We start from the raw sequence: 25,661 nt of genomic DNA, 5'->3' as shown, positions 1-25,661 counted from the left end.
TTAAAACTTAAAGTTATAAGTAACTGATGGTACTATACCAAACAAGCTTGTTTTAACCGCCTCGGTACGCGAGGGGTCTTTTTCGTTGTCTCTAAACGTAATGGTATATGGGTTTTTCTGGTTATAGGCATTATACAACCCAAATGTCCAGCTGGAATGGAAGCGTTTGTGCTCCCGTCCATCCAGTGTTACACCCAAATCCAGACGGTGGTAAGCCGGCATACGGTCGGCATTACGTAATGGGTAGTAAAATGTAGTTATCCCTCCAACCTGATATTTTCCCTGCGGATACGTAACAGCATTGCCTGTTCCATACACAAATGTAGAAGATACGGTTACACGCTTGCTCGCTTTGAAAATGGCAACTATCGAAATATCATGAGTACGATCATAAGTAGCCGGAAAATATTGGCCTTTGTTGATGGCATCAAACTTCCGCTCGGTTTTTGATAAAGTATAGCCTATCCAACCGGTTAAACGGCCGGTGCGTTTTTTTGCAAACAGTTCTATACCGTATGCTCTTCCTTTACCGTACACCAGTTGCGATTCTACATCCTCATTACCCACCAATTGCGAACCATCGCGATAGTCAATAAGGTTTTGCATGCCCTTGTAATAAGCCTCGGCAGAAAACTCGTAAGTATTATCGGCCTGGTTTCTAAAATAACCTATAGAAAACTGGTCTGAAATGCCTGGCTTAATGTTATTGCTACTCATCACATATAGATCAGTAGGTGTACTGGCGGTTGAATTAGCCAGCAGGTGTATGTTCTGTGTGTTCCTGTTATACGACGCTTTCACTGAGCTTAACTCGGTAAGCTTATAATTCATGGAAACACGCGGCTCGGGATTGAAGTATGTCTTGATAATTTGACCGGACGTGTAGTTGTTGGTTGCTACAATAGTGCCATTATCATTATAAGTATTTATTTTGCCTGGCCCTATTAACGAGAACCAGCTTAACCTCGTCCCGACAATAATGCTCAGCCTTTCAGCAGGCTTCCACTCGTCAGAAATGTAGGCCGAGGCCTCAATGCCGAAGCGATTTTGTATAGTACGATTATTAATAGAAGAAGTGCCGGAAGAACTGATCTCGCCGGGAGCAATGCTGTGACGAACCGCGTTCACGCCAAAAGATAAGGTGTGCCTATCTGAAATGAAATATTGAAAATCTTCTTTCAGGTTAAAGTCGCGAATTTTTGAAGTGATCCTGAAATCGCGATTAGCGTTATAACTTTGTATAACGTAACTGTAATTGCTATATATGAGAGAGGTATTTAAAAACAGCTTGCTGTTAAATATATGATTGAAACGAACGGTAGCTGTTTGATTGCCCCAGTTGGTCTCAAAATTATTTTTAAGGCCTAAAACATCCTTACCAAAATAGCCGGATACGAAAAGCGCGTTTTTATCATCAAAGCGATAATTTGCTTTAGCGTTTATGTCATAAAAATACAAGCTGGCGTTGCGGGTAGTAGAGTCTGAAGATAGCTTAAGGAAAGTGTCAGCGTAAGTCCGCCTTGCGCTAACCATAAACGAGCCTTTGTTTTTAACCAACGGCCCCTCAACCTTTAACCGCGAAGCTATTAAACCAATGCCGCCCTGCACAGAAAAGGTTTTATCATTACCCTCCAGCATTTTTATATCTAACACTGACGACATACGCCCACCATATTGTGCCGGCATACCGCCTTTGTACATACTTACATCTTTTATAGCATCAGTGTTAAAAGTTGAGAAGAAACCGAATAAGTGAGAAGCATTGTAAACAATAGCCTCATCAAGCAAAATAAGGTTTTGATCAGACCCGCCACCGCGCACATAAAAACCGGTATTGCCATCACCCGTACTTTTTATACCCGGTAAAAGCTGTATGGTTTTTAAAACGTCTTTCTCACCAAAAATAACCGGAATGTTATCCAACTGCTTTACATCCAAGCGCATGAGGCCCATTTGAGGGCTTTCAATATTATCAGCCTCATGCCCAGAACGGGCATTGATAGAAACCTCTGTTAATGTATTGTTAGCTGTAAGGCTTATGTTAGCCTGCATATTGGCTGTTAACTGAACCGGTTGCGTAATGGTGTTGTATCCAACAAAGCTAACGGCCAGTGTGTAGTTACCTTGCGGTGCGGTTAATGAATAAAAGCCGTATGAATTGGTTACTCCGCCACTTTGTTTTAACTCCACCAAGCGCACTGTGGCGCCAATAAGCGTCTCACCGGTAGCAGAATCTTTGATGGTACCGCTAACCACAAAATTTTTTTGAGCAAAAGCATTAACAGAACGAAAGGAAACAAGCAACAATGATAATATACAACAGACCCAGAATTTGTGCATCAGCAGATGGTTGAAATTAGTTTGGTGCAAATATATTGTAACCACATCACAAAAACGGCCATCAGGGTTTATTAGTGTGTTAAATGTGATTATATTAAAACAAGTAACTTTTAAACAAAAACCCTTCAGATAATCTCTGAAGGGTTTTGTTATCTACGCATTAAGTAAGTAATTTCTATAACTGCTTGATAGCAGCGCATGTTCTAATTGCGAAACAAGTGTGTTACTACGCTTTACAGTTTACTTAACCGCTATTTTTTGAACCTGCGAATAAACATACTCACCTGTTGCACTTGATTTTACGCCGATACGCGCAAAAACATAAGGCAAGGTTCTTAATGCAGTTGGAATAGTAGTAGTAATGGTAGAATTTGCTCCTAAAACAACCGTTGCCAGGTTAGCATCCACTTTATGTTCTGAACGCACCTCATCAGTAAGTATTGATGACCCAAGGTAAAGCTTTACGTTTTGCAAATTATTACTTGTAGCCACAACTTTGTCTACAATAAAATTGGCCGTAACTACATTATTTGCAACAGCAAAAGTTGTGCTTTTAATAGTGAAGTACGGTGTTACAGGCAAGTCTACCCTGGTGTTACCATTAACCTGAATAACAACAGTATCTGTGCTCTGCTGCAGCCACGGAGAATTACCTTTACGAGTTAATTTATAGGTTCCGTTAAACAAGCTGGCAGAAAATGTTCCGTCCTGGGCAACATAAACCGGTATAAGTGCGCGGAGCGCAAAACCATCTTGCCATAGCTCCAGTTGTGTGCCGTTATTACGTACACTCACCTGCTCACTGTTATATAAAACCCTTCCGGATAAGGTAGCTTTTGGCTCTACATAATTGTCATGTTTGCATGCTGTAAAAAACAAACCAGCTGCCGCGATCAGCGTTAAAATATATTTCGTTTTCATCTTTTAAACAATTAATGGAATGGATTTCTGACAAGTTTGGGATTGTTATTCAACACCGCCTGATCAATTGATGAATAGTAGTTCAACAATTGAAAGAAACGTGCCCTGCGGAAACGTACCGAACGGGTTCTCTGAAACAGGAATTTACCATCGTCCGGGTGTCCTGGTCTTGAAATTCGGTAAGGGTAAAGCCCCCATACAACAGCATTAGGGTCTGTTTCTGATCCATTCCAAACCTGGTGAGCTATTCTCCATCTTTTCAGATCAAAATATCTGTGATCTTCAAATGCCAGTTCAATTCTACGTTCGTTGCGAATTATATCGTTTGTAAGCGTGGTTATGCTGTTAGGTGGAAATCCGCCATGCACCTCTCTTAACGTATTGATATAATCTTTGGCTGTGCTTATGCCTAATTCATGGGCCGCCTCTGCTGCGTTAAGGTAAATTTCGCCTAAACGAAACCATGACCACCAGTTTGAAGCAAGGCTTGGACGTACACCGTCCTGCGAGTTTTCACTAACATATTTACGCAGATAAAAACCGGTGGCACTTACGTACTGGTCGTCAATACGTGGGCCATCAAAACCGGTAAGCTTTTTGCCATCAGTAAATATTGAACCCAAAGTGCCTGTGCGTAACTGGTATGCCCCGTTAACCCACTGTGCTACGCCTGCCTGAACGTCTATCTGCGCGCCACGGAAGCTACTTCCGGGAAGCACCACCGTACCAGCTAAGCGGCCATCTTTATTAGCAAAAATATCCGACATAGAATTGTAAACGATGTAGTCGCCATTTACATCCTTATCGCGCAAGGTGCCTTTGGTTCCATCAAGGTAATCATAACTTTCAACCAGACTTAAAGATGGCGATATCATGGAAGAACCCTCAATATCGGCCCTAAAGCTTCTAACCACGTTATCATAGGTGAAACCGTGCACTTTACCTGTGGCAAAGTCTTTCGCGAAAATGATCTCCTTAGAGCTTTTGTCCATTAAAAGCTTGTAGAAGTTTTCTCCGCGAGAAGTTCCTGCTGTGTTGTAGAGCGCATAGTTTGGGCTGGCGATAATGGCCTGTGAGGCAGTAAGCGATTTTTGATAGTAATCATTTGCTTTCTCAACAGGAATACCTACTTCGCCACCGGGCAAACTAATGTTGGTGGTCAAACTATTGTATTTAGCGGTAGAAGCAGCATACAGCATAGCTCTGCTCTGTAATGCAAGTGTTATAAATTTATTTGCCCTTGTTCTGCTTGAACCGGTTTCTGCAAAATCTTCTTTTATCGCCTCGGTCTCGCTAAAAACGAAATCATATATTTCAGATTCTTTTGACCGGGGAACTTGTAAAGGTGTTGCGTCACCGCTGTAGTTATATATAAGCTGTTTGGTAACAAGCGGCACGCCGCCCATACGCTTAACCAGTTCAAAATATATAAATGCGCGCATAAACCTTAACTCCGCATTGAACTGTTTCCTCTTAACTTCGCCTATGGTTCCGCTGTATTGCGCTATATTTTCTAAAGTGAGGTTAATGTCCCTTATCAAAGTATAGTCCCAATAGCGGCCGAAGCTATCTCCAAATGCAAAATCGTTCCTGCCATTTTGGTCAAGGTGACCAGACCACATAGCGTCGTCATACTCGCTTGCGCCGGTTGAACTAAATACGCCCTGTAATGATGGCAACCTGTCATAATAATTAGCTAAAAGCGCCTGTATCAAAATAGGGTCTTTCCAAACCTGGTCATCTGTAAGTATATTTCTGGGCTGTCTTTCCAACCATTTATCCTCTTTACAACCATTTATGACATTTATGATGACGCACAAGAGGAGTAAAATAATTTTTCTGTATTTCATGGCCTTGCGTTAAAAAGTTAAGTTAATTCCGAATAAAACGGTTTTTTGTTGCGGGTATACCACGGCAGCGTTAGCGCTGATCTCCGGATCAATCTGCACATCGCCTAAGTTGTCTATTGTAAATAAATTTGACGAAGACACATAGAAGCGCACCCTTTCCATCTTTAATTTGCTGGTAATTTGGCGTGGTAAGCTATACCCAAACTCAGCATTTCTTAAGCGGATGAAACGAACACTACGTAGCCAGAAATCGCTGTTCTTGCTGTTATTTAAACTGGTACCTTTTCTAACTGCAGGATACTTGCCCGGAATCCAGGTACTATTAGGATCATAAGGGTCTGCGCGGTGCCACCTGTCTGTTAACAAATAGGCCGGAGAGTTACCGCCTGCATGAAAAGGATTTCTCAGCTCAAAATCCTGAAACCATGATTGCATGGCCCCACCCGAGAAATCAAGGTTAAGGTTAAAGCTTCTCCATTGCAACCCGATGCTGGTTCCGAAGCTTAACATTGGCGCTCGTCCTTGCGGATAGCCAATTGGCCGCTCGTCCATGCTGTTAATTATACCGTCACCATTTACATCTTTGTAAATTATATCGCCGGGAAGCTGTGTTCTGTTATTTTGTCCGTCGCCGTTATCAATAGGATAATTTCTGATCTCTTCCATTGATTGGAAACGGCCAATAGCCTGGTAACCCCACCATACCCCATCCCAACGGTCTTCAATTCCATTGCGATATTGGTTCCATGAGCTGCTGAAACGCGGTTTATAAGTTGAAATTCTGCGCAACCTGGAGTAGGTAGCATTTACACTCACGTTATAATTCAGTTCACCAACCCGGTTAGAATAGGCAACCATACCCTCTACGCCTCTAAATTCGTTTACGTTCAGGTTGTCGTTAGGCAAAGTGTAACCCACTTCACTTGGCAGCAATACATCATACCTGCCAGCCGGTATTCCAGTAATTCTTTTCCGGAAAATATCTGCGGTAATTGAAAGCTTGTTATCCAAAAGCTTCATATCCAAACCTAAGTTATAAGTGGTATGTCTTTCCCATGATAACCTGTCTATTGGCAATCCTCTTGGCCTGGCGCCAATTACATTCTTTCCGTCTAACACAGATATTCCCTGGTTGTAGGTGTAGCCAAGCAGGTAATCAAACATACTTACGCCCGATTCGCTTCCTGTTTGGCCAACAGATGCCCTAAGCTTAAGGTCATTGATCACATTTTTCAGTTTTCCAAAAAATGGCTCGCTGCTAATACGCCAACCTGCAGAAACACCCGGGAAAAACGCCCATCTACGACCCGGTGCATACAGGTAAGATCCGTCATAACGGGCCAATAAGCCAAGTAAGTATTTATCCTGATAGGCATAGTCTATCCTGCCAATATAACCTGACCTTGCCTCGTAACGCCATGCTTCGCTATAGCCGGTTAACTCAGATAAGGTTTTAAACGGTATATAATTGTTTGTTGGTGCCGTGTTAGAAGTTCTGTTAAAGTTATCGTAATCACTTCTTTCATATGCAAGCACTGTGGTCAGGTTATGGCTTCCAAGTGTTTTTGCATACCTAAGCATAAATTGTGCATACCGCGCCACTACATCTGTTTGGGCTTCATAGCGCCATCTGGCAATTTGACCACCACCGGGTATGTAGGTATTATTGTTTCTGTTGTAAGTATAGAAATCATAAGAGTATTGAAAGCCATCAAAATCCAGCTTGGTATAATTGTATGAGTAAGTAGCTTTGGCTGACAGTCCGAAATCAAACTTGTACTCACCGTATAAGTTAACGTTAAAGTTTTTAGTATAGTTGTCCTTGTAACCTGCTACATCTCTTTTAAACAGGGCTGGGTTTAGATCCGGTCGGTTAGGAATAGCGTTCATGTATTCCGGATTGTCATTAGCGTACGGACCATAGGTAGGTATGCTGCTGAAAAGCGACAATAATGATGAGAAATAACCATCGCCTCCTGGTAGTCCCACATCACGCGTGCGTTCAAGCCTTCCGCTTATTTGCGATCCGATGCTTAACCGTTTACCAACTTTCCCTTCCATGTTGGCCTGCAAATTGGTACGGTTATAATCAAAATCCTTCATGGTGGCCTCTTGCCTTGTATTACCTAAAGAGAGATAGTAATTTGACTGATCTGACCCACCCGAAATACTTGCGTTTATATTGGATTGAGGAACGTTTTTTCGCATAATTATATCATAATAATCATAGCTTTTATAGCCCGGCTCGGTGCCAGCTTCCCATTTTGCCAGCTCCTCTCTGGTGAGCACCGTACTTGGGTCGGTTCCGGCATTTTGTGCAGCTTCAACAAGTCCTCTCTGATATTGACCTGCAGTTGCCAGTTTAGGGAACCGGGTGAGATTTTGAAGCCCATAATAACTGTTGATCTTCACCTTTGCCTGGCCTTTACTTCCTTTTTTGGTGGTAACCAGCACAACGCCATTTGCGGCACGTAATCCATAAACCGCAGCTGCGGCATCTTTTAATACAGAAATGCTTTCAATATCTTCAATATTTATGGCGTTAAAAGCATCCTCGCCAGAAACATTTGAATTGCCAACCCAGTCTCTGCCAGCAGGACCGCCATACGGAATCCCGTCTATTACATACAACGGCCGTCCCATATTTCTGATTTCCAGCGTAATGCCCCTTCCCGGTCTTGAATCTAAAGCCCGGGTTGCTACGCCCGGCACTTTTCCGGCCAGTGCACCCGCTGTTGTGGTAGAAGATGTGCGGAGTATGTCATCACTTTTGATGGTACTTACCGCGGTAGTAATTTGTCGTTTTGATTGGGTGCTGTATCCTACAACAACAACATCTTCCAGATTTGTAGCAGATTCTTTAAGTGTTACATTAATTGTTGTGCGGCCCTTAACTTCAATCTCCTGGCTTAAAAAACCAACAGAAGAGAAAACAAGCGTTTGATTACCGGCTGGTACGGTTATAGAAAAAGCACCATCCACATTTGTTGAAACGGCTGTGTTTGTGCCTTTAAGCATAACTGTAACTCCCGGTAGTGGAGCGCCTGTATTATCTGTTACCTTACCCGATACGGATATCTGAGCAGCTGCTATCAGGTCAATATTAGGTACTGCACTTTCCAATGATGGCATTACCGGTGATGAGTACGCCCTTTGAGACATGAATACACCTACAAATACGAGGCTCTTCATTACAGGCAATAATAGATACGGACGGTGAACTTGCACCCTCCGGTTTTCTTGAGTATTAGGTTTATACATTGCTTATTGGTTAGTAGTGTATTTAAAATTTTTAAAAAAACAGATCAGCATCGGGTGGTGCCTTTCTGAAATCTCTGTTGGTCTACGGCATATAGTACTCCTTTCTGCAACATCACTGTAATCCATATATCGCATTACCTATTAATGGAATGGTTACTATACTATTCCATTACCGAGGGTAATGAATAATTTATTTCAGGCAGATGAGGCGTTGTATTGTTGTTAATTAGTTTATTATCGGCGCTTATATTCAAGCTAAGACTGAAGTAGAAAACGACCACATAATCGCGTTAAACAGAATTGGGAATTTTTGTAGAATTGCTTCATAACATAAGGGGTTTAATGGATGCGCGATCTTATCAAAAAGCGCAAAATTTGGTGTATAATTCTTGGTTTATACCACAAATTAACCCTATACATTTTACAAAAAGGGGTGGCAAATTCTGTATTTTTAGGGGGTAAAATGATGTTTTTATACTTAAAAGCTGCTATACGCAGCAGGGAGAGTTCGCTACGGCAAATTATTGAAAAATGGGTGAGGAAAATCAATTTTCGTTACATCCAAAACCCCCAATAATAGCGCTGTAAATTGAAGATCACGCAATTTTATTCCACACATTTAAGCAGGAATCTGAATAACTATATAAAACATCAAAGGCTGATCAATGACCAGCCTTTAATTGCTCAAAACAGATGCGATTTAAACTTTTTTGATGCGGTATGATTGATTGAACGTAGCCCGATGTTTACGGATAAATTCAGACGGACGCGTTCCGAACTGTTTTTGAAACTGCTCCCTAAAATATTTAATATCATTAAAACCCGTGCTGAGAGCAGCTTCATTCACGTTACAACTGGTTTGGATCATTAGTTCCGCAGCTTTTCTGAGGCGCACATACCTTACAAAAGCGTTAACCGTTTGCCCTGTTATAACTTTTATTTTTTTGAATAGTGTTGCGTAGGTAACACCAATATTATCTGCAATTACCTGCAGCTCAAAATTATTATCTAAAATGTGGTTTTCAATAGCATCAACGCAGCGGTTTATAAAGTCTTTATCTTTGTCAGAAATATGCGTTGTTTGCGATTTGAGCGTAACCTCGTTATAATAGTATTTTTCCAGATTCTGCCTATCTTGCAAAATGCCTTTAATACGGGTGCTCAGCATATCAATATCAAACGGCTTATTTAAAAAGTCAAACGCACCTGCTTCCAGACCTTTCAACTTACATTCGGGTTCAACGCTTCCGGTAAGTAACAGTATAGGTATATGGTTCAGATCCGGCTCCTGTTTAATAGAGCGGCAAAAATCTATACCACTCATATTGTCCATTTTTATATCGCTTACTATAATATCAGGTAATATATTTTTAGCTATTTGCAACCCTTCTTCTCCGGATGAAGCCTGATGAAAATCATAATCATTTTGATAAACCTTTTTTAGATAATTTCTCATTTCTTCATTATCATCAATCACCAACATTGCCTTTTTATCACTTACGGGAATTTCAAAATCCAATACTTCATCAGTTGCTTGTTTTAGGGGTGCATCTGCTTTTAAATTATCTGCCACAAAATTATCTAATGAGGGTTCGGGAGTAAAGGTATTAGTAGTAAGCAGCGGAAACATGATATGAAAGGTAGAACCACCAGACGGCCGGTTATAATGAGTTACTGTTCCGTTATGAATTTCGATGTAGCTTTTAACCAGATATAATCCGATACCAAAGCCATGCTTTGCTGCGCCTCCGGAGTTGGCTGTATAAAATCTGTTATAGATTTTATCACGGTCAGCTTCATGGATACCCGGCCCTGTATCTGATACGGTAAGGCTAACCATCTCATCTATGCATTTCAATGTTATTTCAATGGCTCCGTTATCCGGTGTAAATTTCATTGCGTTACTAATCAAATTAAATACTGCAATCTCAATTTTTTGCTTATCAGCAAGTACAGATAATGATTCGCAATCACAGTTACAGGCTAACTTTATGTTCCTTGAACTTGCCTGTTGAGTAAAACACAAATAAATGTCTTGCAATAAAAATGGCAGGTCAATAACCGATAATGCCAGTTGATCACTCCCGGCGTCGGAACGCCTGAACTGTAGTAAATGATCTATCAAACCCAGAAGCCTGGTTGAATTACGATAGATCACGTCCAGCTCGTCCTTGCCGGAGGCGTTGCTTTTAGACAATAACTCTTTAACCGGATTAATGATCAATGTGAGCGGGGTGCGAAATTCGTGAGATATGTTTGTAAAAAAAGCCAGCTTGCGTTCACTTACTTCTCGCTCCTTGTCTTTCTCTAAATTAACGCGCTTTATTTCAGAATACCTTTTTTTACGATTTGCTAAGTATAAGTACAACAGTAAAAACGCAGCACTGGCAAATGCTGTATAAGCCCACCAGGTCATGTACCATGGAGGGCTCACCGAAATGACCAGCTTCCTGCCTACTTTATTCCAGGTGCCATCATTGTTGGCAGCAATTACGTGCAGTGTATAAGTGCCGGGGTCAAGATTGGTGTAAGACGCCCTTCTTTGATTTCCCGTGTACACCCATCGTTTATCAAAGCCTTGCAAATAGTAAGCATACCTGTTTTTGTCGGGCTGGGTGAAGTTTAACGCAGCAAAATCAACCGTAAATGTGCTTTCGTTATCAGGAATAACAATTTTTTGCTCAATATTCAGCTTTTTCATTATTGGCAGAGACCGGGAATCTACCGAATGGTGATTTATTAATAAATCTGTAAAATAAACCGGAGGTGGTGTGTTATTATAATGAATATTGTTAGGGTTAAACCATGTAACGCCATTACGACCGGCAATGTAAATCATTCCAGAAGCAGACTGGCTTGCGCCAGAAGCTAATCTAAAACCATCCCGTTCATCATAATTGTTTACCGTACCGTGCTGATAGTCAAATACCGATAAACCTTTTTCTGTAAGTAGCCAAAGCCTATGGGCCTGGTCTTCACCGGCCACGCTGTTAAAAACATTGCTGGAAAACCCAGCCTTTATTGAAAACGTTTTGAATGATCCTTTTTGCTTGTTATAAAGGTTTAATCCGTCAGCCGTGCATACCCATAAATTACTTAACTTGTCTTGGTAAAGCGCATAAATATTGTTGTTAGCTATTTCATTTTGCCTGCCTTTACTTATGTAAGTAAGCACCTTACCGCTTTTAAGATCCAATCTTTTCAGCCCCTTGCCTTTTGTTCCAATCCATAAAAAATCGTCAGCCGTTTGCAGCAAACATGTTATATGATTGGCTGCGGACGAAATTCCCTTTTCCGGAAAATTATAGTGAACGAATTTATTCTGTTTTAAATCAAAAACCCTCAAACCCACGCTGGTTGCCAATGCATATTTACCGTTATGCAATTGAATAATGTCGCGGTAAAGTTCGTCGGCCAATGGAGCGCCATTAACTGTTGGCGGCCCCACTTGCCTGATCTCATTGTTATCTTTGTTAAAAGAAAAAAAACTATTACCGGTAATTATCCAGAAAAGGCCGTCTCTATCCTTGTATAACTTTTTTATTTCTGCACCATTTAATACTTTATTTTTCCCGTCTATAGCATTCAGCCTCATTCCCATTTTGTTGCTACTGAATAAGCCTTTAGATGTGCCGTATAAAATCATATCCGGCTCAGCAATAATGCTCTGAACGTTGGCATCATCAACAGACAAGTCAAAAAACCTGAATTTTAATTGCCTCGGATCAAGTTTAGCTAATCCGTTAACTGAACTGATCCAAACCATGCCTGATCTATCCTTCCACAAATTTCCGCGCCTGTGCACTTCAGTGCCTGAAATTTGCCTCACCTCGCCATTTTTTGTATTAAGCCGGTAAAAGCTCCGGCTATCGCCAACAATCAGAACATCGCGCTTGTGGTTTATAACAGAAAAAACCCCGTCATAAAAGTTTACATTGGATGGGGAATATTCCGAAAACAACTCATTTTCTGTATCAAAAACACAAAGCCCATTTTTAAAGGTTCCTACCCATATTTTTGCGGCTCCGTCTAAACAGATAGATCTGATATCACCAGTGCTCTCCCCATGTTCCCCAACATTTGCAAAACAATGTACCAATCCATTTTTTTTGTTTACCCGGCACAAACCCAAGTTATTGGTGCCCACCCAAACAAAATCCTTCTGTTCAACAATGGCATTAACCGAGGTTGGAACCTCTGATGAGGATGCTGCCGGCAAAACTACAGATGAGAACTCCCTGGTATGCCTGTTAAACCGTTCTAAACCTGATTCTGTTCCGAGCCATATTACTCCTTTAGCGTCACACAACAATGTTTTTATTTTGCCTTCAGTTATCCCGTAACGTTTAGCATCCTGAAAGTTAAAGCGTGTGAACTTTTCTGTAACCGGATCAAATAAATTGAGTCCGTTAGACGTTGCTACCCAAATGTAACCCATTGCATCGCTGCAAAGAGCCGTAACAGAATTACCTGATATAGTTGTTGAATCATTAGGCGCATGGTACAATGTCCGAAAGCTATGCCCGTCAAATCTGGTTAAACCGTTTTGCGTTCCAACCCATAAAAATCCCATTTTGTCTCGTACCGTTGACGTAGTAACTGCAGATGGAAGCCCGTCAGAAGTGCCATAGTTGGTAACTGCATAGTTATCTGTGCCGTTAAGTGATTGGCTTAAAGAAACCGATTGGGCTATTAACACTTCACTGCTTAAAAATACAGAAAGGCATAATAAAACACAGACAGCAACTCGCTTACTAAAAAAACAAAACTCAACCAACTTATTGAAATAAAGCATGTTTCTTTTATAATTTAATTGGTTAACTACGGCCCTATTCGCTAAAAATGCAAATGAGCTAAGCATAATAGGTCAATAAAATCAGTTAATTAAATTCCCTTAATAACAAGTCGAATCTGCTTTTTCAGGAATAGATACAATTGGTTAACACAAATATTAACTATAACTTCAATACTTTTTTATCCAAAACCGACTGTATTTTGTCGCAAATAACATATATTTCACCATTCGGTAAACAATATTTAGTTATTAATTTGATTGTGGATATTTTTTGACCATTAGAAAGCATTTTTGTTGCACAAGCTTTTCTCTAAGGTTAAATCGGGATAATGGCTATTGTTTATGTCTGATTTTATACGGAATGATATACGTGGCGCTTAAATTCGCGCGGGGTCATACCGGTAAATTTTTTAAAGGTTTTTGAGAAGTGCGATAAGCTTTCAAAGCCAATTATTTCTGCAATAGTTTCATAATTGGAGCTACTGGTAACTATTAAATACTGAGCCCGCTCTATTTTTTTTTGATTGATATAAGCTGCAGGTCTGCAGCCTGTAGCCTGCTGAAACAACCTGGAAAAATAGTCTACGTTGAGATTGGCGCGGTCTGCAAGGAATTTTACCGTTAAAGAGTTATTAAGGTTCAATGCTATGAAACTGATTGCTTCAAGGACCTTTACCGGGATATACTTAACTTCCTTCTGTTTAAAAACATCGTTAATGGCAAACCGCGAAACAAGTTGCAGAAGGATACCCTGGGTTTCTAAAAAGTCTCCAATGTTTTGCAGATTATTGAGTTCCTGGTATTCGTTATAGTAAGCGTTCTTCTCGTAAACCTTAGGGTTATCTGAACGGTTAATGCCACGCCCCGGATTTATTTCTACCAAACGTCTAAAATTAATAACGTCTATTTCCTGGGCTCCTGTTTTTAAAAGTGATCTGCTATTGGCGAATAAAGAAATGCCATCTGATGATTCTTCAAAAAACTGTACAAAATACTGGCTCATGTATCCACTACAAGTAAGGTCACACAGTGTAAAACTTGGAATAAGGTATAAATACCCCGGCTCCAACTTCAAAGTTTCTTCTTGATTTGATATTTCTCCATCGCCATCGTCAATAAAGTATATTCTGTGATAGGGGCTGATAACGTTTTTGTAGTTCCACTTTTTACCCAACTTAACATGGTCTGTATTAAGCAAAGAGAAGCTGTGTTTTAATATACGTTTAACCATGTTTATCGAGACTGGGAGTCGCTAATATGCAAATAAATGTCTGATTTGGTCTGCTTGCGTTTGGTTGATAGTGCCGTCTTTAGATTCTCCCATTTTTTAAAAAAATCTGTTTTAAACATAAAAAAGTCGTTTTTGAGTTATTTTAAAAAAATGAAGTAATATACATTTGGGTTCAATTACTACCTAAATAACATAACGTTATGAAAAGAAGAGCTTTAATAAAGGGCGGCCTGGCCGGCTTGTCTTCGCTTTACCTGTCAAAAACAGTAGCTAATAACCTTCTAACGCCTTATGCACCGGCAATGCAAAACGGTCCTTTTAAACCAACATGGGATTCGCTGGCGCAATATCAGGTGCCCGATTGGTTCAGGGATGCCAAATTTGGTATGTGGGCGCATTGGGGACCACAGTGTCAACCCGAGCGAGGCGATTGGTACGCACGAGGCATGTATCAGGAAGGCAGCGATCAATATAAATATCATGTTGAGAAATATGGCCATCCTTCAAAGTTTGGCTTTAAAGATGTAATTAATGAGTGGAAAGCAGATAAATGGGATCCGGAAGCTATTGTATCACTCTACAAAAAAGCGGGTGCCAAATATTTTATGGCGCTGGCTAACCATCATGACAACTTTGACCTGTATAACAGCAAATACCACAAATGGAACTCCACCCGCCTTGGCCCTAAAAAAGATTTGATAGGTGGTTGGGCAAAAGCTGCAAAAAATAACGGATTGCCATTTGCGGTGAGCGTACATGCAGCCCACGCATGGAGCTGGTATGAAACATCGCAACGTGCCGATAAGAACGGACCATTAGCAGGCGTGCCTTATGATGGCAAAATGACCAAAGCCGATGGGAAAGGTAAATGGTGGGATGGCTATGACCCTCAGGAACTTTACGCGCAAAATCATCCATTGAGCGAAAGAAGCGAAAACAACAACGCCATACACAGTCAGTGGGGATGGGGTAATGGTGTTAACCCACCAACCAAGGCATATATGGAGGATTTTTACAACCGCACTATTGACCTGATTGACAAGTACCAACCCGAACTGGTTTATTTTGATGACACCGCTTTGCCGTTATGGCCGGTAAGCGATGCCGGCTTGCGTATTGCAGCGCATTTGTATAACAGCAGCATTAAAAAACATGGCAAACTACGTGCTGGGGTTTTCGGTAAAGTACTGGACGAGCAGCAACGCAAGTGCATGATATGGGATATAGAGCGCGGACAAAGCAACCAGATAGAGCCCCTGCCATGGCAAACAGACACCTGCATAGGTCAATGGCATTATGACAGGCGCGTGTATGATAACAACCACTATAAAACCCCAACAACCGTAATACATACATTGGTTGATGTGGTAAGTAAAAACGGCAACTTAATGCTGAATGTACCGCTACGCGGCGATGGTTCAATTGACGATAAGGCAAAGGCTACAGTTGATGGCGTGGCAAATTGGATGGCCCAAAACAGCGAAGCCATATATGGTACCCGCCCCTGGACAACTTTTGGCGAAGGCCCTGCAATAGCCAGTGCAGCACCTATAAGCGCACAAGGGTTTAACGAGGGAAAAGGAAAACCTTTTGTAGCGGAGGATATTAGATTTACTACGAAAGGCAAAACGCTTTATGCAATACTGATGGGCTGGCCGGCAGATAAAAGCATCGACATAAAAACACTGGGCAAGATCAATAACAAAGTAACTAACGTAAGCCTGTTAGGAGCCAATGGCAACTTAAGTTTTAACCAATCAACAGATGGGTTAAAGGTAAGCCTGCCCGATCAGGCAGCGGGCAAAATTGCCTACGTGCTGAAAATTGAAGGAGCCATTGGTTAATCAATATGAAAAGATGCTTTTTTGCATTAGACATTTGTTGACGTTATATTTTTGGAAATTAGTTTTCGAATTACGAATATTCGTAAAATCATCTGCCATTTATAAACCCAATGCTGAAGATTAGCGAGAACCCTCTCTCAATTATAAGCATGAAATATTTTTGAATGAAAACCTGGAACAAATACTTAATTGGTGCCTTTTTAGTGGTGCAGGCTGTTGCCGCGTGGGGGCAGGGCAGGCACACTTTTACTTTGGGCGATTCGGCATTTATGCTTGACGGTAAACCGTTTCAAATGATCTCGGGTGAAATGCATTACCCAAGAATTCCCAGAGAGGCCTGGCGCCACCGCATGAAAATGGCGAAGGCAATGGGGTTGAACACAATTGGCACGTATGTGTTCTGGAACGTTCATGAGCCAGAAAAGGGCGTTTTCAGCTTTACAGGGAATAATGATATTGTTGAATTTGTAAAAATAGCTCAGCAGGAAGGTTTATGGGTGGTACTGCGTCCGAGCCCTTACGTATGTGCCGAATGGGAGTTTGGCGGATATCCCTACTGGCTCCAGTCTGAAAAAGGCCTGATAGTAAGGAGTAAAGAACCCGGTTACATTCGCGAATATAAATCGTACATCAAAGAAGTTGGAAAGCTACTGGCGCCGTTACAGATCAATCATGGAGGGAACATCCTGATGGTTCAGATCGAAAACGAATATGGCTCATATGGCGAAGACAAATCATACCTCGCTCTAAATCAACAAATTTTTAAAGAAGCGGGGTTTGATGGCCTGCTGTTTACCTGCGATCCGGCTAAAGATTTAGTAAGAGGGCATTTACCAGGCCTGCTACCGGGGGTTAATGGTTTGGATGATCCGGCCAAAGTAAAAAAACTGATCAATGAAAATCATGGCGGAAAAGGCCCGTATTACATTCCCGAATGGTACCCGGCATGGTTTGACTGGTGGGGTACCCCGCATCACACCGTACCTGCATCGCAATATGCCGGCAGGTTAGATTCAGTACTCGCAGCCGGAATTTCCATAAATATGTACATGTTTCATGGAGGTACAACCCGCGGGTTTATGAACGGAGCCAATTATGATGACAACAAACCATTTGAACCGCAGATAAGCAGTTATGATTACGATGCCCCCCTGGACGAGGCCGGTAACCCAACTCCAAAGTTCATTGCTTTCAGAAATGTGATAAGCAAATATATACCGACCGGTAAAAAACTTCCACCGGTACCAAAAAAGAAGCCCTCCATCAGCATTGCTAAAATTGAACTGAGGCAAAGTGTAATGCTATCAGATGCATTGCCTAAGCCGGTTAATAACACCCACCCAATGACCTTTGAAGAGCTAAAACAGGATTATGGATTTGTGTTATACCGCACGTCAGTAGATGGCGGAAACGCCGGAGTACTTAATTTACAAGGATTAAGAGACTACGCGGTAGTAATGGTTAACGGAAAAACTGTGGGCACATTAGATAGGCGGTTAAATAAAGACAGCATAAAACTGAATTTACCTCCCGGCAAAGTTCAGGTTGACATATTGGTGGAAAACATGGGCCGTATAAATTTTGGAAAATACATGCTGCAAAACACTAAAGGTATCACACAGAAAGTAAGTTGGAACGGGGTGGAATTAAACAACTGGCAGCATTTCCGCTTTCCATTTTCTGATTTGGCATCGTTCAAATTCAGCTCATCTAAAACAGCAACAGCTCCGGTTTTACGCAAGGGTAGCTTTCAGCTTTCTAATCCGGGAGATACCTATCTGGATATGCGGCAATGGGGGAAAGGAATGGTTTGGATCAACGGCCACAATTTGGGAAAATATTGGGAGATCGGCCCTCAACAAACTTTGTACGTTCCTAAAGAATGGTTAAAAAAGGGACGTAATGATATAGTGGTGCTTGAACTGACCAAACCGAGCCAAACAAGTTTGCAAAGTTTGCCTCGCCATATATTAAATCAGCTGCAGTAACAGGTTTTAAAGATCTTACTGAAAAACCTAAAGGTAAAGCGGCGATATATGCCGCTAACGCACCATTACACTAACATGGCCCACTTAAATATGCGACTTAGAAATTAAATTTAGACCAACTGGGACACCTTTCAATTGATTATCAAACAGTTAATTTTAATACATTTTGTAAATGGGACAACTTTTAGGTCAGAAAATTTAGCTTTAAATAATGCGCAATAAGTTAAAAATCAAAATGTTGTATTTTACAATATTTGAACTGCTTTTCGGTCCACCAAGTGGGACAGGGTTGAATACACTAAGATGCCTTTTACCTTATTTCCAACTGCGTCATACTCGAACTGCAGCTTTGCGCATTAACGTGGTTTATAGCGTAAAAAAGCAGAAGCGCTAAAAAAAAGGCTTTATTTAATTGTCATGCAGTGACGTTTAATTATTGAGGGGTTTCTTTTTTCAATAAAGCATCTTCAAGCCTTTTTAAGCGAGCTTCTTGAGCTTTGATTTGTTTGTCCTTCTCAATAAGATACAAAGTCAACTCTTCCACTTTTTCAAGCAGCTTTGTATTGAATTCGGCTAATTCCAGGCCATTGCTCTCCATTTGTTGCGCAGTTTGTATCTTGGGAAGATGACGATACTTCTTAACATAGGCCTCCACATCCCCCAAGTCAGTCAGCTTGTAACCAGGTTCAAAGACATAATCTGCTCCGGTGGTATTGACAACCATCTTATTAGCACGAATACTACCATCTATATCTAACCGATAAGCAATATTCACCTGGGTTGTTTTCCCGATTAGTAAGTTCCCGTTTGGAGTGAGAGCCATTCTCTGTACACCGTTGCTGATAAACTGTAATGTAGAGTAACCATCTGACGCTAACCCTGTGGCGTGTGTGTTGTCTAACCGGGACCATATCAATCTGTTTCCTGGATTACTATTGTTAATTTTGATGCTTCCAGAGGTTATTGATAATTTTTCCGTAGGAGTTGTTGTGCCGATTCCAACATTACCAGTACTCGTAAAAGTAACTTTAGTAGAGGGGGATGCAGTCCCGTCGCTGAATTTGAAGAAAACGCCTGAGCGGTCCGCCTGCGGCGTCATCTCGAAGTATGAATTAGCATCACCTGAACTAAATGCTCTGAATCCTCCTGCATTGCCAGAAGTTCTATCACTTAGGATGTCGACATTTGCATACCCGCCCGCTGCCGCTTCTACCAGAAAGGCATACGCGGAATTGGACGCCTTTATATGAAGCTTACGTAACGGTGCGGTGGTTCCGATACCCACGTTTCCGATGTGGTTAATCCTCATCCTTTCTACCGGATCTGACCCTGATGAGCTAGTACCGAAAGCAAGATCGTGTTCATTGCCGGTATTGGCTTCTACGTTTATGCCTTCTATATATGTTGATCTGCTGATATAATTGTTGCCAGATAAATAGACGCGCGCGGATGCTCCTTTAATACCGCTGGTGTTGCCAAATATTGCGCTATTGAATGTACCTGCTGCGTTTGTACCTTGTACATGCAGTAGCAACAGCGGGGTTGTAGCTCCAATACCAACATTTCCGCTTGGAGTTGGAAAAGTATTTTGAGCATATGATAATTGCAGCGCAGCTAAAAACGCAATCAGGCTTAGGTAGTATTTTTTCATCAGGATGGGTTTAACATTTATTTACTTACTTACAGTCAACTTTAACAGCGCCGCTTCTAATGCTTTTATACGGTCTTGTTGTTGTTCTATATCAATCTGTTGCTTTATATTTTTCGCATTTTCTTCTATTAAGTACAGCGTCAACTCCTCCACTTTCTTGAGCAATAAGCTATTCATCTCACCCACGTCAACACCGCTTCGTTCTGTTTCTTGTGCTGATGGAATACCTGGCAAATGGCCTATTTTACCAATGTGTCGCTTCACTTCTACAAGAGTTGGTAGTGAATATGATGGCTTGAAAACATAATCGGGCCAGTTTGCTACTTCTACTCTCACTTCTTTTGTACGGATTTTTCCATTAACGGCAAGCTTATAGCCATTAGGATTAGTTGTACCGATACCAACATTGCCATTTTGGTCGATGCGCATTCTTTCAACAGGGCTTGAACTTGGGGAACTTGTCCCGAATGCTAAGGCATGTTCATTGTTATTACCCGCTGCGACGTTAATACCTTCTATAAAAGCGGATCTGGTCGTTTTATCACTTCCGGATAGGTATATGCGTGCTGTAGCACCATTGCTAGCATCGGTATTGCCAAATAAAGCAGAGTTAGCTACACCTCCTGCTACTGTTCCTGATACGTGTATTTGTGAGAGGGGGGAAACTGTGCCAATACCAACCTTTCCAGTATTCGTTACAACAAATTTTGACGCATGACTGCCTGAACCGTCAACAGCACTATTGACTCCTGCGTCAATCAAATATTTGACTCCAGAACCTGTTGATTGTTCGTAAGGGGATATCCACAACCCTCTATATGAAGCGGTACCTGTTTGATTAATTGTGGGTAAAATTGCATAGGTTGATTGCATTGAACCTGATGATGTATAAGTGCCGATCAATCCTATTCCACTTGTATTTGAGGTTAAAGAACCTAAATTAAAGGTAAAAACACCGCTTGCTGATGGTGTATTAGTCATCTCAAAATACCTCGAAACCGTTGTTGAGCCTATACCTATTTTCAAGTTTCTTGTTGTACCTGTACCGCCCCGGAGCGTAGCAATTTGGTAAACGTCGCCATTCCAACCCATTCTTGCCATTTCATAATTTGTTGCACCATCCAATTCATTATAATGTGCAATTGCATTTGTTGTGCCCCCAAGTGTAAGGCTATAGAGAGGGTTAGTCGTTGCAATTCCGACATTACCTGTTGGCGTTGGAAAGACATTCGTTTGAGCGCAACAGTACTGCGCTAGTAACAATAGCACCAACAGGCTTAGATAAGTTGCTTTCATTCTGATATATTGTGATATGATATAGACTCATGCAAATATATTACTAATAAAGCTATGTTACCAGGTTATTAATTTCGTATTAGAGGTACTTCGTTGATTTACAAGTACTGGGCAAAACTAAAGATTGTCGCCTGATAATAAAGAAGTGTTGTTATACGCACTGTTCATTACACTCTAAATATTTTAAATAACCATATAGTTGAGTGTTATGATACCTCATTTGAGGTACTAACAAGGGTAGTAAAGTTAAGATTCACGAACCTATTCCAACAAAAAACCCCTCAGATATTCTCTGAAGGGCTTTTTTTAGTGGGAGCAACAGGATTCGAACCTGTGACCCTCTGCTTGTAAGGCAGATGCTCTGAACCAGCTGAGCTATGCTCCCTTGCGTTTGGGAATGCAAATATAGAATCTATAAACCACTCTCCAAAAATATTTTTTCAAATATTTTTATTCCGCTCATTTTGTGGCATTTAAAATACAGCATACAACTGCAAAATGCATCAAACAGGCTTATTACTTATAAAACATGCTCCGCCAATATGCGTTGCAAGTCATAAATATTTACGTTTTTGTCAAATTTTTTCACAATACTGGGCTGTAATTCGCTGGACACCCATATTCTCAACTCGGCATCCAGATCAAAATGGCCCGAACTTTTTACACTGAAGCGTGCTATACTCTTATAGGCTATGGAAAGATATTCAACTTTGCTGCCTGTTATACCTTTCTTGTCTACCAGAATGAGTCGCTTATTAGTGAAAATAAATACGTCACGTATCAGCTTGAAGCCTATTTCTATGCTTTCGCCATCGCATAACAAATTTGCGTATTCGCTGCTTAATTCCTTCGGATTGGCTACACCTGCGTTGCCTAAAAGGCTTGAAAAAAGTCCCATGGGTTTAGATTGAATATTAAATTATATACAGCAATAATAAGCATTACCGCCGGAATTGCGTTGCCAACCTTTGTTAACTTGCAATATCATTACTATGCCCCGGACGCGGATCTTCGGGCAGTATTTCCATTTCCGGATAATTTATATACTCGGCATACCATTGAATAGCGCCAACAACATCTAACGCGTCTTCTGCAGTTATATCAATAGTTTCAAAAGCATATAGCTTGTTATGGGCATAACCAAAAAGCTGTATCTCATTGGCATCTGGCTCCATCTTATCAGTATCCAAACAGTATACCCTTATTTTCAATCCGGTATCTCTTGAGTGTATAACGTCTCTGCAAGGATTTTTTGGGTCGGTGGCTAATAAATACACGTTGTACTCCATAATTTCAGTAACAAAGGTTTCGGCGTATGGTTTGGCAAATAAATACGGTAAAATAAAATCGTCAGGCTTTGACTAAAAAGCACTTACACTGTAAACATTTACCGTGATACTATGTTTTATCCCATATCCACTTCTGCAATTCTGCAAAACAAGTTGCATTTTTTTACCCACCCGAGGGGAGTATTTTCCACAAAGTCAGATTTTTCCACACTTCGTCATATCATTTTTACCTTACAAGGCGGTTGGCATTCATTTTGGACACTGGTATACATATGCCCACCCAAAGGGCTGTTTTTCATAGGTAGATGTAGGGTCGGTTAAACTGCGAGAGTTTTTCGACCCTTTTTTGTTTACTATCAATTGCCGCTACAAATAAGTCCTTTTAGTATTATTTTTGCTCCATGATGATAAGCGAGGGGGTTACGTTTAAACTACTTGATGAAGACCTGTTATTATTGCCGCAAAGAGCCATATTGTGGCCCAAACATAAAGCGCTTATAATTGCAGATGTTCACCTGGGCAAAACCGGCCACTTCCGCAAAGCCGGAATTGCAATACCGCGCGATCTGGAACAAAACGATCTGGCAATTTTATCTGATCTGGTTGCAGAATTTAATCCTGAAAGAATTATTTTTTTAGGCGACCTTTTTCATAGCGATATCAATGCAGACTGGGACTGGTTTGCCATGTGGCGACAGCAATTTCCACAAATTATTATCGACCTGATAAAAGGCAACCACGATATAATTGCTGATACACACTACACCGAGCTTAATGTTAATTTACATAAGCAATTGATTGTTGGCCCCTTCCTGATGCTCCATCACCCGCTTGTAGAAACAGACCTGCAAATAGTAAAAAACTATGTTTTATGTGGCCATATTCACCCGGGCATTAACTTAACCGGCAAGGGCCGTCAAAGTCTAACGCTGCCTTGCTTTGCCTTTGGTGAAAGACAGGCCATATTGCCCTCGTTTGGTAAATTTACAGGTAGGGTAGCGCTAAGCACGGCTAAAACCGATAAAATATTTGCTGTGCTTAAAGATAAGGTAGTGTGTGTTTAGTGCTTAGCCATATAATCGGCAAGAGCTGTTTGCAATTCGTAAAAATCTAAACAACGCTTAATAATATGGCCACTACCATCCAATATGTAATAAGTTGGCACTTTGGTAATGCCCCAGTTTGCTGCATTTGCAGAATTGTCGCCTTTCAGATCTGATACCTGTGGCCATGTCATATTACTTTTTTTGATGTAACTAAGCCACTTTTCGCGGTCATCGTCTAACGAGATGCTTACTATTTCGAGGCTTTTGTCTTTGTACTTAGGCAAAAGGTCTGTTATAATTTTAGCATGATCGCCTTCACTTTGTGAATTCAGGGCGCGCCAAAAATCTATTATTATTACATTTTTGTTGAGTGCTTTAAGGTCAATTGCTTTCCCATCAGCCGTAGTTCCTTCAATGGGCGGCGCAGCCGCTCCGGTAGTTAGCCCGGTAAGCTGCTTTAAATTTTCCTCCAATAATTTTCCCGCTTCGGTGTTTTTTGGTTTGTCATTTAACTTTTTAAATGCGCCGTAATAGCCGTTTGGATCCCGCTGATAATCTGTATTCAACATCAGGTAAGGTATCAATTCACCTTCCGGATATTTCTTAACAAGCGCGTTAAATATATCAACCATATTTACAACATTGGCATCCAACTGCTGGTTACGCAATTGTTGAATACGCTTGCTGCGGTCCTCAAAAGTTAACACGGCATTGTCAAGCTTTCTCATTTCCGCGTCAAAGCTCATCACTTTTTTTCGCGCGTCGGTCTTTGCTGCTTTAAGCAAGTCGTTATAAGTTGATAGCTGACCTTGCTTCTTAGATGTGCCGGTAATGTGCGGATAGTCATTGATCTCCTTAACGCTGGTCTCAATTGTATAACTTGAGCCGGGCTCCAGGTAAATATCATTTCTTCTCGACGTATTTCCGCCCGCTAAAAATGATATGTTATAAAGTCCCTCTGCCTGAAGCGGCTGTTTTTTGATGCTGAATTTACCGCCGTTTATATCTGCCTGATATATAATTTCCTTATCAGCGTTGGCTATGATCACTTTACCGTAATTGGCCCCGGCAACAGTACCTTTAAATTCAATGTTTTTATCACTGCAGCCTATAAACATCAGGGCAGCAGCTAAAAGAAAAAAGTAGCGCATTTTTAGTATTAAAGTTTAGTAGCACAAGGTATAAATATACTTTGTTTATAAAAAGTGCGATAAAAACATGTCCCCGTCAATATTATGTCATTTTTTTAGATTGATTCTAAATAACCATTTAGGCCATAATAAGCTTGCGGCGTATGTTTCTTTTGTGTTTTAATAAATACTTTTGCAAACAAAATTTCTATATACATAATGAGTGAATTTAAACAAACTTTTAACTCGTCGCTGGGTAAAAAGCTCATCATGGCGCTAACAGGCCTGTTTTTATGCACATTTATTATTGTGCACCTTAGCGGTAACCTATCGTTGTTTAAGCACGATAACGGACAAGCATTTAATGCTTACGCTCACTTCATGACGCATTTCCCGCCTATTAAGGTAGTGTCTTATTTGCTGTACCTGTCAATAGTGATCCACTCTGTTTACGCGTTAATTTTAACGGTAAGCAACCGTAAAGCACGTCCAGTTGCTTACGCTGCACAGCCAAAGTCGCCGGCATCGTGGTCTTCAAAAAACATGGGTATGCTGGGCTCAATACTTTTGCTGTTCATTGTTATCCACATGAAAGATTTCTGGTTTAATTACCACGATTTTGCTGGCAACTCAACAGTAGGTTACAAAGAATATAAAACAGACCTGAAAACAGGCGAGCAAATATCAGCGGTTGATCTTCCTGCAGGTGATTATGAGTACTCAGTTTCTACCGAAAACGGAGTAGAGACCATGGTTGCCAAAGACCTTAATGCAACTGTTGCCATTGCTTTTAAACAATGGTGGTATGTTGCGTTCTATGTTTTAGCTATGGTGGCTGTATCTTTCCACTTGCTGCATGGTTTTCAAAGCGCTTTCCAAACATTGGGATGGACGCACAGAAAATACAGCCCGGTGGTTAAATTTATCGGCACCTGGTTTTTTGCGGTTATTATACCTGTAGGTTTTGCATTGATGCCGGTTATTTACTTTTTCAGCCGATAGTTAGGCACACCCGGTTA

The 25,661-nt window shown here is 41.0% G+C and carries 15 protein-coding genes and 1 tRNA gene; 4 read left to right on the top strand and 12 right to left on the bottom strand.

The window, feature by feature from the left end; translation table 11 throughout:
* The 6 genes from CLV57_RS02710 to CLV57_RS02680 all read right to left on the bottom strand — a co-directional run bounded on the left by CLV57_RS02710 (position 1) and on the right by CLV57_RS02680 (position 14,398).
* A complete protein-coding gene (locus tag CLV57_RS02710; protein WP_100339817.1) occupies positions 1-2,340 on the bottom strand; it encodes a TonB-dependent receptor in 2,340 nt (779 codons plus the stop codon).
* A 240-nt stretch (positions 2,341-2,580) separates the two neighbouring features.
* Complete coding sequence (locus CLV57_RS02705; RefSeq protein ID WP_100339816.1) at positions 2,581-3,261, bottom strand: DUF3823 domain-containing protein; 681 nt, start codon at positions 3,259-3,261, stop codon at positions 2,581-2,583.
* A gap of 11 nt (positions 3,262-3,272) precedes the next feature.
* Complete coding sequence (locus tag CLV57_RS02700; protein ID WP_100339815.1) at positions 3,273-5,111, bottom strand: RagB/SusD family nutrient uptake outer membrane protein; 1,839 nt, start codon at positions 5,109-5,111, stop codon at positions 3,273-3,275.
* 9 nt (positions 5,112-5,120) lie between these two features.
* Positions 5,121-8,303: a SusC/RagA family TonB-linked outer membrane protein gene (locus tag CLV57_RS02695; RefSeq protein ID WP_211290016.1), complete on the bottom strand. Its 3,183-nt coding sequence runs from the start codon at positions 8,301-8,303 to the stop codon at positions 5,121-5,123.
* A gap of 769 nt (positions 8,304-9,072) precedes the next feature.
* Positions 9,073-13,071, bottom strand: coding sequence for a hybrid sensor histidine kinase/response regulator transcription factor (locus CLV57_RS02685; protein WP_169927053.1), 3,999 nt, complete (start codon positions 13,069-13,071; stop codon positions 9,073-9,075).
* Between the two features lie 448 nt (positions 13,072-13,519).
* Entirely contained in the window at positions 13,520-14,398 is an 879-nt protein-coding gene (locus tag CLV57_RS02680; protein WP_100339812.1) for a helix-turn-helix domain-containing protein, read from the bottom strand.
* Between the two features lie 200 nt (positions 14,399-14,598).
* Here CLV57_RS02680 and CLV57_RS02675 point away from each other — a divergent pair, with 200 nt between their 5' ends.
* Positions 14,599-16,242 (top strand): alpha-L-fucosidase, encoded by a 1,644-nt coding sequence (locus tag CLV57_RS02675; RefSeq protein ID WP_100339811.1) that lies wholly within the window; start codon positions 14,599-14,601, stop codon positions 16,240-16,242.
* A 164-nt stretch (positions 16,243-16,406) separates the two neighbouring features.
* Positions 16,407-18,230: a glycoside hydrolase family 35 protein gene (locus tag CLV57_RS02670; protein ID WP_100339810.1), complete on the top strand. Its 1,824-nt coding sequence runs from the start codon at positions 16,407-16,409 to the stop codon at positions 18,228-18,230.
* Between the two features lie 433 nt (positions 18,231-18,663).
* Here CLV57_RS02670 and CLV57_RS02665 read toward each other — a convergent pair whose 3' ends face one another.
* From CLV57_RS02665 to CLV57_RS02645, 5 genes are all read right to left on the bottom strand, one after another.
* Entirely contained in the window at positions 18,664-19,881 is a 1,218-nt protein-coding gene (locus CLV57_RS02665) for a hypothetical protein (protein WP_100339809.1), read from the bottom strand.
* A gap of 21 nt (positions 19,882-19,902) precedes the next feature.
* Positions 19,903-21,177 carry a hypothetical protein gene (locus CLV57_RS02660; protein WP_100339808.1) on the bottom strand — a complete coding sequence of 425 codons (1,275 nt, stop codon included), beginning with the start codon at positions 21,175-21,177 and terminating at the stop codon, positions 19,903-19,905.
* 310 nt (positions 21,178-21,487) lie between these two features.
* Positions 21,488-21,562, bottom strand: a tRNA-Val gene (locus CLV57_RS02655).
* A 135-nt stretch (positions 21,563-21,697) separates the two neighbouring features.
* The gene (locus CLV57_RS02650) at positions 21,698-22,075 is read right to left on the bottom strand and encodes a PH domain-containing protein (protein ID WP_100339807.1); all 378 of its coding nucleotides are present in this window, start codon (positions 22,073-22,075) and stop codon (positions 21,698-21,700) included.
* A gap of 73 nt (positions 22,076-22,148) precedes the next feature.
* The gene (locus CLV57_RS02645) at positions 22,149-22,466 is read right to left on the bottom strand and encodes a hypothetical protein (RefSeq protein WP_100339806.1); all 318 of its coding nucleotides are present in this window, start codon (positions 22,464-22,466) and stop codon (positions 22,149-22,151) included.
* Between the two features lie 401 nt (positions 22,467-22,867).
* Between CLV57_RS02645 and pdeM the strand changes: the two genes are divergently transcribed.
* Positions 22,868-23,530 carry a ligase-associated DNA damage response endonuclease PdeM gene (gene pdeM / locus CLV57_RS02640; protein ID WP_245856838.1) on the top strand — a complete coding sequence of 221 codons (663 nt, stop codon included), beginning with the start codon at positions 22,868-22,870 and terminating at the stop codon, positions 23,528-23,530.
* Here pdeM and CLV57_RS02635 read toward each other — a convergent pair.
* Positions 23,527-24,663, bottom strand: coding sequence for a TlpA family protein disulfide reductase (locus CLV57_RS02635; protein ID WP_100339805.1), 1,137 nt, complete (start codon positions 24,661-24,663; stop codon positions 23,527-23,529). The two genes, pdeM and CLV57_RS02635, sit on opposite strands and share 4 nt — an antisense overlap.
* 198 nt (positions 24,664-24,861) lie before the next feature.
* On the opposite strand from CLV57_RS02635, the gene CLV57_RS02630 reads away from it, so the two are divergent.
* The gene (locus CLV57_RS02630) at positions 24,862-25,644 is read left to right on the top strand and encodes a succinate dehydrogenase cytochrome b subunit (protein ID WP_100339804.1); all 783 of its coding nucleotides are present in this window, start codon (positions 24,862-24,864) and stop codon (positions 25,642-25,644) included.
* Positions 25,645-25,661 lie beyond the last annotated feature (17 nt).

This window comes from Mucilaginibacter auburnensis, assembly GCF_002797815.1.
Taxonomy (GTDB): domain Bacteria; phylum Bacteroidota; class Bacteroidia; order Sphingobacteriales; family Sphingobacteriaceae; genus Mucilaginibacter; species Mucilaginibacter auburnensis.
The sequence above is the reverse complement of the archived record's forward strand: the minus strand, read 5'-3'. Positions and strand labels throughout refer to the sequence as shown.

What these genes read in the sequence shown, in the direction of transcription:
- CLV57_RS02710 (WP_100339817.1), bottom strand. Translation starts at nt 2,340, where the DNA reads ATGCACAAATTCTGGGTCTGTTGTATATTATCATTGTTGCTTGTTTCC.
- CLV57_RS02705 (WP_100339816.1), bottom strand. Translation starts at nt 3,261, where the DNA reads ATGAAAACGAAATATATTTTAACGCTGATCGCGGCAGCTGGTTTGTTT.
- CLV57_RS02700 (WP_100339815.1), bottom strand. Translation starts at nt 5,111, where the DNA reads ATGAAATACAGAAAAATTATTTTACTCCTCTTGTGCGTCATCATAAAT.
- CLV57_RS02695 (WP_211290016.1), bottom strand. Translation starts at nt 8,303, where the DNA reads ATGAAGAGCCTCGTATTTGTAGGTGTATTCATGTCTCAAAGGGCGTAC.
- CLV57_RS02680 (WP_100339812.1), bottom strand. Translation starts at nt 14,398, where the DNA reads ATGGTTAAACGTATATTAAAACACAGCTTCTCTTTGCTTAATACAGAC.
- CLV57_RS02675 (WP_100339811.1), top strand. Translation starts at nt 14,599, where the DNA reads ATGAAAAGAAGAGCTTTAATAAAGGGCGGCCTGGCCGGCTTGTCTTCG.
- CLV57_RS02670 (WP_100339810.1), top strand. Translation starts at nt 16,407, where the DNA reads ATGAAAACCTGGAACAAATACTTAATTGGTGCCTTTTTAGTGGTGCAG.
- CLV57_RS02665 (WP_100339809.1), bottom strand. Translation starts at nt 19,881, where the DNA reads ATGAAAAAATACTACCTAAGCCTGATTGCGTTTTTAGCTGCGCTGCAA.
- CLV57_RS02660 (WP_100339808.1), bottom strand. Translation starts at nt 21,177, where the DNA reads ATGAAAGCAACTTATCTAAGCCTGTTGGTGCTATTGTTACTAGCGCAG.
- CLV57_RS02650 (WP_100339807.1), bottom strand. Translation starts at nt 22,075, where the DNA reads ATGGGACTTTTTTCAAGCCTTTTAGGCAACGCAGGTGTAGCCAATCCG.
- CLV57_RS02645 (WP_100339806.1), bottom strand. Translation starts at nt 22,466, where the DNA reads ATGGAGTACAACGTGTATTTATTAGCCACCGACCCAAAAAATCCTTGC.
- pdeM (WP_245856838.1), top strand. Translation starts at nt 22,868, where the DNA reads ATGATGATAAGCGAGGGGGTTACGTTTAAACTACTTGATGAAGACCTG.
- CLV57_RS02635 (WP_100339805.1), bottom strand. Translation starts at nt 24,663, where the DNA reads ATGCGCTACTTTTTTCTTTTAGCTGCTGCCCTGATGTTTATAGGCTGC.
- CLV57_RS02630 (WP_100339804.1), top strand. Translation starts at nt 24,862, where the DNA reads ATGAGTGAATTTAAACAAACTTTTAACTCGTCGCTGGGTAAAAAGCTC.